This is a genomic window from Rhizobacter sp. P3_B12 (assembly GCF_056402895.1).
Map to the genome: position 1 here is coordinate 1 of NZ_JBFUGN010001308.1, position 1,373 is coordinate 1,373.

Consider the following 1,373-nt stretch of genomic DNA (forward strand, 5'->3'; position numbering starts at 1 on the left):
GTCAAGCTGAGCGCCGACGGCGTGCCCTTCCTGCTGCACGACGCGACGCTGCAGCGCACCACGCCCGAGCACGGCCGCGCCTCGGACCGCAGCTGGGCCGAGCTGTCGCGGCTGGACGCCGGCGGCTGGCACAGCCGCGGCTTCGCCGGCGAGCCGATCCCGAGCTTCGAGGCGATCGCCCGCTACTGCCTGCGCAACGGCTTCGCGCTGAACATCGAGATCAAGCCGACGCCGGGCGATGAGGCCGAGACCGGCCGCGTCGTCGCGCGCGAAGCGGCCCGGCTGTGGGCCGGCGAGGCGCTGCAGCCGCTGCTCAGCTCGTTCAAGCCCGATGCGCTGGCCGCCGCCCGCGACAGCGCGCCGGCCGTGCCGCGCGCGCTGCTGCTGGACAGCCTGCGCAGCGGCTGGCTGGAAGAAGCGCAATCGCTCGGCTGCGCCGCCGTGGTCACGCACTACGGGCTGATCGACGCCGCGGTGCTGGCCCGCGTGCACGGCGCCGGCCTGCGCGCGCTGGTCTACACCGTGAACGACCCGGCCGAGGCGCGCCGGCTGATGGCGCTCGGCATCGACGGCATCATCACCGACGCCGTCAGCCGCTTTTCACCGGGCGTCGCCATCCACGACTGAATCGTCCACGATGGAGGGCCCGGGCCGCACGTCGGCCTCGGCCCCCATCCAGTCCTCGACGTTCTCCAGCTTCGGCAGCTCGCGCACGTTGCGGATCACCGGGTGGCGCCCCGCCACCGCCGCCACCAGCAGCGCAGCGGTGCCGGCGAACACCAGCGAGGCGCGCAAGCCCACCTGCTCGCCCAGCCAGCCGCCGAGCAACGCACCCGGCCCGGCCGGGATCAGGATCAGCCAGCGCATCGTCGCCGTCATGCGGCCGAGCAGCGGCTCCGGCGTCACCGCCTGCCGCAGCCCGAGGAAGTTGATGAAGATCAGCACCGCGCCGGCCGAGAAGCACAGCAGCATCGCCGCGAACGCCGCCACGCCCCAGGAGTTGGCCGGCGCCGCCGCCAGCACCAGCCAGCCGACGCCGCAGATCACGAAGCCCAGCACCAGGCACGGCCCCGGCCCGTAGCGCCGGCTGATGCGGTTGCCGTAGACGCTCGCGAGGATGGTGCCGCCGCCCATGCCCATGTAGCTGAGGCCGATCGCCTGCTCGCCCAGGCCCAGCGTGCGGGTCGCGAACAGGATCTGCACCACCAGCGCCGCGTGGTGGCACATCTGCCACAGGCCCACCGCGGTCGCCAGCGCGATCAGCAGGCGCTGGCTGCGCACGAAGCGCACGCCGGCCTGCAGGTCGCGCCAGAAGTGCGCATCGGCCCGCGGGCGGCGGATCTCGACGATGCGGATGCCGCGCAGGATGGCGG

General features: G+C 74.0%; 2 protein-coding genes. One reads left to right on the forward strand and one right to left on the reverse strand.

Annotation, left to right across the window (positions count from 1 at the left end; all coding sequences use genetic code 11):
- The coding region (locus AC1D01_RS34780; protein ID WP_477874087.1) for a glycerophosphodiester phosphodiesterase family protein at positions 1–627 on the forward strand (627 nt) is incomplete at its 5' end.
- On the opposite strand, the gene AC1D01_RS34785 is transcribed toward AC1D01_RS34780, so the two are convergent.
- A partial coding sequence (locus AC1D01_RS34785; protein ID WP_477874089.1) for an MFS transporter occupies positions 601–1,373 on the reverse strand: 773 nt, incomplete at its 5' end. The genes AC1D01_RS34780 and AC1D01_RS34785 overlap by 27 nt on opposite strands.